This window comes from Thermostichus sp. MS-CIW-34 (assembly GCF_054060435.1).
Window position 1 is genome coordinate 20652 of the sequence record NZ_JBSSDE010000042.1, and the last position, 6355, is coordinate 27006.

Sequence of the window (6355 nt, forward strand, 5' to 3'; positions counted from 1 at the left end):
GATTGGGATCCCTTAGGGGCTTCTCCAGTATCGCCCAGGGGGGAGAATGGGAAAACCTTTTGGGGCGACCATGAACGCACGTCAACTGGCCCTCTTGGCCTTGCAGAAGATCGAGCGGCAAAACGCCTATGCCGACCTGGTTCTGGGGCATTTGTTGGCCAACAGCAGCCTGATCCCCGCCGACCGGCATCTGGTCAGCGAGCTGGTGTATGGCATTACCCGCCGTCGCCGCACCCTCGATGCCTTGATCGATTGCCTTGCCCAGCGTCCTGCCCACAAGCAGCCCCCCGATTTGCGACTGATTTTGCATCTCGGCCTCTACCAACTGGCTTTTTTGGATCAGATCCCGGCCAGTGCTGCCATCCATACCAGCGTGGAATTGGCCCGCCAGATGGGGCTGGGATCCCTGACAGGGGTGGTGAACGGCATCTTGCGCGCCTACCAGCGGCAAGTGTTGGATCAGCCAGAGAAGGATCCCCTCAAGCCCCTCGAGGACACTCTGCCAGCCGACCCAATTCAGGCTTTGGGGATCCGGCACAGCTTTCCCGACTGGTTGGTGAGCCTATGGTGGGAGCGCCTGGGGCCGGTGGAAACGGAGCAGTTGTGTGCTTGGTTTAATCAGCCACCCCACCTGGATTTGCGGGTCAACCCACTGCGGGCAGATGTGAATAAAGTCATTCAAGCCTTGGCAGCAGCCGGGATCCCTGCCCTCCCCATCTCCGAGGTGCCGGGTGCCTTGCGACTTCAGGATCATGCCGGCGACATCACGGCCCTGCCCGGCTTTGCCCAGGGTTGGTGGAGCGTTCAAGATGCCAGTGCCCAGCAGGTGGTGCATTGGCTGGATCCCCAGCCAGGGGAGCGGGTGATCGACTGCTGCGCTGCTCCGGGCGGCAAGACCACCCAAATAGCCCAACACATGCAGGATCGGGGGGAAATCTGGGCTTTGGATCGCCACCCCCACCGTCTGCGGCGCCTGGAGGAAAATAGGCAGCGCCTGGGCTTGAGCTCAATCCGTCCCCTGGCCATCGACCTGTTATCCCTGAGCGCTGCTGCCGATCGCGTCAGCGGGACGGAGTCCTTACCCCCTGCCCCCTTGCCCCCCTGGCAGAGTGCTGACCGCGTACTGCTGGATGCCCCCTGCTCCGGCCTAGGCACCTTGCACCGCCATGCTGACGCTCGCTGGCGGCAGACTCCAGAGCGGATCCCTGAATTGGCCCACCTGCAAGCTCAGCTTCTGCAGGTGGCAGCCCGTTGGCTTAAGCCGGGCGGAGTGTTGGTGTACGCCACCTGTACGCTGCATCCTGCCGAAAACGAGGAGATCATTCAAGCCTTTCTCGACAGCCACCCCAATTGGGCTGCTGAAGGGGATCCCCTGCTCATCTGGCCCCACCGGCAGGATCGGGATGGATTTTTTATCCAACGGCTGCGCCGCTCCGGTTACTAACTCCCCTCTCCCTCTGGGAGAGGGGCTGGGGGTGAGGGCAGCAACGCCGAAGACTTGGGGAGTACCTTAACCATTGCCACATGGCTTCTGAGCTGCTGACCAGTCCGAAAAACCCCTGGATCCGCAAGTTGCGGCAGTTGCACCGCAGCAAAGGCCGGCGGGAACAGGGCGCCTTTTTGGTGGAGGGATCCCATCTCATCGAAGAAGCCCTGCGGGTCGGCTGGCCTTTGCAAGCCCTCTGCTACACGCCCGACTGGGCCAGCCGTCACCCTCACCTGCTGGCCGATCTGCCCAAGGGCCTACGGCGGCAACCCGTCAGCTCAGAAGTCATGGCAGCGCTCTGTACCACCGAGTCTCCCGAAGGAGCTGTGGCCGTGGCCGTCAGTTGGCAGATTTCCTCTCCCCCCCTGTCCAAGTTACGTTTGGGCCTTGTGGTGGAAACGCTGCAAGATCCAGGCAATTTGGGATCCCTAATCCGAGTCGTGGCCGCCGCAGGAGCCGACGGCCTTTGGCTAAGCGCAGACAGCGTCGATCCCGAAAACCCCAAAGTCTTGCGGGCCTCTGCCGGCCAGTGGTTTCGCCGTCCGCCCCAAGTCGTGCCCGACCTAGCCGCCTGGATCCAGAGCTGCCGTTGCCACGGGATCCAAGTTTTGGCCGCTACCCTCTCCCCCACGGCAAGCTGTTACTGGGATCAAGATCTCACCTGCCCTACCCTTTTTCTCCTGGGCAACGAAGGGGCTGGCCTGAGGGAAGCGACTATCCAACAGGCCGATGCCCAGGTGCGGATCCCGATGGCCGAGGGTGTCGAATCTCTGAACGTCGCTATGACGGGGGGGTTGTTGCTCTACGAGGCCCTGCGCCAGCGGCGATCTCGCTCAGGAAGCGCTCCCTGAACAGCTAGCTGCTCCCTCAGAACTCTTCCTCTACAAAGACCGCATCCTCATTCTCTTCCTGCTCTCCCTCCTCCATCGCTGCCGGCCGGCTGGCGGAAACCGTCACCCCCGCAGAAAGTTTCTCCCGCACAGCCGCTTCCACCTCCGCTAGGAGCTCTGGGTTTTCCTTCAAGTAGACAACCAGATTGTCCCTTCCTTGGGCAACATTTTCCTCCTTGTAGCTGTACCAAGAGCCGCGGCGCTTGAGAATGCCCATCTCCTCGGCCAGATCGATAATGCAGCCGATGTTGGAGATCCCTTGGCCGAAAATGATGTCAAATTCTGCCCGCCGGAAAGGGGGGGCAACTTTGTTTTTCACCACCTTGACCCGCGCTCGGATCCCGTATTCTTCCGCACCTTTTTTCAGGGTTTGAACGCGGCGAATATCTAGCCGCACCGACGCATAAAACTTAAGGGCATTGCCGCCGGTGGTGGTCTCCTGGGGGCCATAGCCTATGCCGCCAATTTTGGAGCGCAATTGGTTTAAGAAAAGAACGATGGATCCGGTTTTGCTGACATTTCCGGCAATCTTGCGCAGCGCTTGGCTCATCAGGCGCGCCTGCAATCCCACATGGGCATCTCCCATATCCCCTTCGATCTCAGCCCGGGGCACCAACGCTGCTACCGAGTCCACCACCACGATATCCACAGCTGCCGAGCGCACCAACTGATCGACAATCTCCAGAGCTGCCTCTCCCGTATCCGGTTGCGAGATCAACAGGTTTTGAATATCAACCCCCAAAGCTGCTGCGTAAGTGGGATCCAGCGCATGTTCCGCATCCACAAAAGCTGCCGTTCCCCCTTGTTTTTGCACTTCGGCGATGGCATGTAGGGCAATTGAAGTTTTCCCAGAAGATTCCGGCCCAAAGACTTCGATAATCCGCCCTTTTGGGTAACCTCCGCCCAAGGCCAAGTCGAGGGTGATGGCCCCACTGGGTATGGTCTCCACCCGCATCTGGGTGGCATCTCCCAGGCGCATGATTGCCCCTTTGCCGAAATTCCGCTCGATCTGGCTTAACACCTGCTCCAGGGCTTTGCGTTTTTCTGACTTCAATTTGTCCGAGTCATCAGCAGTGTTCACAGCAGCGGCTTTCCGGGCCATAACCCGCATCCCCCCCAGGAGTCGTGGTGGAAAATCGAGCCTGCATTCTAACATTGTCGCCTTGCTCTGAGCGGATCCCTCTCCCTCCAACTGCAGTCAGCTCGTACCTTGCCTCGGTTCCTAACTCCCCTCTCCCTCTGGGAGAGGGGCTGGGGGTGAGGGCAGGTCTTCTGCATAGCCTTGCAGAGCGGGTAGAGTGGGCTAAAGGGATCTGCTCAGGAATGTCCCCACGGTCATGACTTTGGTCTTACAATCCCCCGGCCCGGTTGTGTTTAGTTGGGGGCCGCTCAGCCTGCGCTGGTATGGCTTATTGATCGGCCTGGCAATGGTGTTGGGCTTGCTCCTGGCTCGCCATCTGGCAGCTCGGCGTGGCCTTCCCCCCAGTTCCATGCCTGATCTGCTGGTGTGGTTGGTGGTTGGATCCCTGCCCCTTGCTCGCCTGTACTATGTGGCCCTTGAGTGGGAACGCTATCGAGATGGCCCTTGGTGGCAGGTCTTGGCCCTCTGGCAGGGGGGCATTGCCATTCACGGTGCCTTGATCGGCGGCAGTGCGGCGCTTTACCTGTTCGCCCGGCGGCACCGGCTGAGTTTTTGGTTGCTAGCCGATTGCCTTGTTCCCTCCCTCAGCCTTGGTCAGGGGATCGGACGTTGGGGCAACTTCTTCAACAACGAAGCCTACGGAAAGGTGTTGCCTCCGGATAGCCCTCTGTGGGTACAACTGCAGCTGCCTGATGGATCGCGCGTCCATCCCACTTTTTTGTACGAATCCCTCTGGAACTTTGGTCTCTTCGGGCTCCTGCTCTTTTTAAGCTACCGGCGCCAGCTTCCCCCCGGCACCCTCTTGGGCCTCTACCTGGTGGGGTACAGCCTGGGGCGCTTCTGGATCGAAGGCCTGCGCACCGATAGCCTCATGCTGGGATCCCTGCGGGTGGCGCAGGGGGTGAGCCTGTTGCTCATTGGAGCAGGCCTGGCCGCAATCTTGACAGCTCCCAAACGCGTTTCTGTTCACCCAAACGAGGCAACTTCCTCGCCTGGGATCCCCGCCCCAAAGGAGTTGTAAGCCATGGCCAGCGAACAGAATGAAGAGCTCTGGCAGCAAGCCTCCCCTCTGCTGCTGCCATCCGCCGCTGCTACCCAATCACTAGGGGCCCTCGTAGCTCAAGCCGCCCTTGGCTTCCTCGCCCCTTCAGGTCAACAAAAATCTCCCCCTCCCAGCCGCAGCCTCGGCTCCACTTCCGGCTTGGTCATTCTTCTCGAAGGTAATCTGGGCAGCGGCAAAACCACCTTTGTGCAGGGACTAGGGCAGGGCTTAGGGATCCCCGAACCCATCGACAGCCCCACCTTCGTGCTGGTACAGGAATACCGCACCGGGCGGATCCCTCTTTTCCATTGCGATCTCTACCGCCTAGAGACCTCTTCTGCCGCTCGCGCCGGTGGGAAAGAATCCACACTCCTAGAAGACCTAGGGCTAGAAGAACTTTGGAGCCAAGGTGGGATCACCGCTATTGAGTGGCCCCAGTACCTCCGCCATCTGCCTGCGACCTACCTCTGGCTGCGCCTACAGCCCCATCCCCAGCAGGAAGGAGCCCGCCTTCTACACGTCAAGGGAAAGGGATCCCAGACTGGCCACCTTTGGCAGCAAGTTCTTTCTCAATTCACTCAGCAAAACCTCGAAGAAGGGATCCACTTCTCCTCCTGAAAGTACTTGAAAGCAGAAGAAAAAGTTGAGATCCCAAAAGACCTATGGCCACCTCGATTCGAACTAAGACACTGCGCCCACACCCGAAGCGTCGGTCGCGCCTTCGCGTTAGCGTTGCGGAGCAATAATGCACAGGTCAGAAGGCTTCTCTCAGTAGCCCGGACGTCTCACCCCAGCCTGAAACGACTATGAACTTGAGGCAAACGGCCAGAACTTAGCCAAAAGTCATCCTCAGGCCAAATCAAACAGCAGCACCTCAGCACCTTTCTCACTGAAAAGGTTGAGCTCGCTTTCCTCAGCAATGGCCACGCCATCTCCTTCTCGCAAAAACAAGCCATCCAGGGTCACATCGCCCCGAGCTATCTGCAGCCATCCGTAGCGCTTCTCATCCAAGTGTCGGTGAATGGTGCGTCCCGGCTCAATCAACCCCGCATAGAGATTCACATCCTGATGCACAATCACGGATCCCTGGCGCCCATCTCGAGAGGCAACTAAACAAAACTCATTGGGATGCTCTGTCAAACCCGTCGCTTTTTGTTCATAGCTGGGCTCCAGGTTTTCCTGCTCCGGCAAAATCCAAATTTGCAGCAGATGAACCTCCTCATCTGCCGAGTGGTTGTACTCGCTGTGCCAGATCCCTGTGCCTGCCGTCATCCGTTGAATTTCACCAGGACGAATCACAGATCCCGTGCCCAAGCTGTCTTTATGCTCAAGGATCCCTTCCAAAACATAGGTAACGATCTCCATGTCCCGGTGCCCATGGGTCGGAAAGCCAGCACTCGGGCTGATTCGGTCATCGTTAATCACCCGCAAAGCCCGGAAGCCCATGTAGCGAGGGTCGTAGTACTCTCCAAAAGAAAATGAGTGGTAAGTATCAAGCCAACTGAGCTTGACATGACCCCTCTCTTCCCGCTTGCGCAAAGTCAGCATCACAGTTTCTCCGAAACCTGACCCTCGCAACCATCTTATTAACTCTGCAGTCAGAATGTCAATATTCAAACAGTTTTATTTCTTCTTTTCCCTGCTATTCTCGCCAAAAACTTGCCAAAAATTTTGGGTTGGATATCTTGACGGGGTGGTGGGGGTGGGGATAGGGTAGTAAAGCGCTGATGAGGCCACCCAGCCCCGGCGCCCCAGAACCTTGACAAGTAACTCGTTCAGTCAACCATCGCCAAGCA

The 6355-nt window shown here is 58.6% G+C and carries 6 protein-coding genes; 4 read left to right on the forward strand and 2 right to left on the reverse strand.

All coding sequences use genetic code 11. The features are described 5' to 3' along the window. The first annotated feature begins 70 nt into the window (after positions 1–70). Together ACVWYY_RS12390 and ACVWYY_RS12395 are read left to right on the forward strand one after the other, a co-directional pair. Positions 71–1444, forward strand: a complete 1374-nt coding sequence (locus ACVWYY_RS12390) for a 16S rRNA (cytosine(967)-C(5))-methyltransferase (protein ID WP_011433551.1) — start codon at positions 71–73, stop codon at positions 1442–1444. A gap of 80 nt (positions 1445–1524) precedes the next feature. Further along, the gene (locus tag ACVWYY_RS12395) at positions 1525–2337 is read left to right on the forward strand and encodes a TrmH family RNA methyltransferase (RefSeq protein WP_457404089.1); all 813 of its coding nucleotides are present in this window, start codon (positions 1525–1527) and stop codon (positions 2335–2337) included. A 16-nt stretch (positions 2338–2353) separates the two neighbouring features. Here ACVWYY_RS12395 and recA read toward each other — a convergent pair whose 3' ends face one another. After that, positions 2354–3478: a recombinase RecA gene (gene recA, locus ACVWYY_RS12400; protein WP_414331989.1), complete on the reverse strand. Its 1125-nt coding sequence runs from the start codon at positions 3476–3478 to the stop codon at positions 2354–2356. Positions 3479–3713: 235 nt separating this feature from the next. On the opposite strand from recA, the gene lgt reads away from it, so the two are divergent. Continuing rightward, the gene (gene lgt / locus ACVWYY_RS12405; protein ID WP_457404090.1) at positions 3714–4538 is read left to right on the forward strand and encodes a prolipoprotein diacylglyceryl transferase; all 825 of its coding nucleotides are present in this window, start codon (positions 3714–3716) and stop codon (positions 4536–4538) included. 3 nt (positions 4539–4541) lie between these two features. Beyond that, complete coding sequence (gene tsaE / locus ACVWYY_RS12410; protein ID WP_414331986.1) at positions 4542–5177, forward strand: tRNA (adenosine(37)-N6)-threonylcarbamoyltransferase complex ATPase subunit type 1 TsaE; 636 nt, start codon at positions 4542–4544, stop codon at positions 5175–5177. Between the two features lie 231 nt (positions 5178–5408). Here tsaE and ACVWYY_RS12415 read toward each other — a convergent pair whose 3' ends face one another. Then, a complete protein-coding gene (locus tag ACVWYY_RS12415; protein WP_457404092.1) occupies positions 5409–6107 on the reverse strand; it encodes a pirin family protein in 699 nt (232 codons plus the stop codon). Positions 6108–6355 lie beyond the last annotated feature (248 nt).

Excerpts from the sequence above, each read along its gene's own strand:
- ACVWYY_RS12390 (WP_011433551.1), top strand. The coding sequence starts at position 71 with ATGAACGCACGTCAACTGGCCCTCTTGGCCTTGCAGAAGATCGAGCGG.
- ACVWYY_RS12395 (WP_457404089.1), top strand. The coding sequence starts at position 1,525 with ATGGCTTCTGAGCTGCTGACCAGTCCGAAAAACCCCTGGATCCGCAAG.
- recA (WP_414331989.1), bottom strand. The coding sequence starts at position 3,478 with ATGGCCCGGAAAGCCGCTGCTGTGAACACTGCTGATGACTCGGACAAA.
- lgt (WP_457404090.1), top strand. The coding sequence starts at position 3,714 with ATGACTTTGGTCTTACAATCCCCCGGCCCGGTTGTGTTTAGTTGGGGG.
- ACVWYY_RS12415 (WP_457404092.1), bottom strand. The coding sequence starts at position 6,107 with ATGCTGACTTTGCGCAAGCGGGAAGAGAGGGGTCATGTCAAGCTCAGT.
- tsaE (WP_414331986.1), top strand. The coding sequence starts at position 4,542 with ATGGCCAGCGAACAGAATGAAGAGCTCTGGCAGCAAGCCTCCCCTCTG.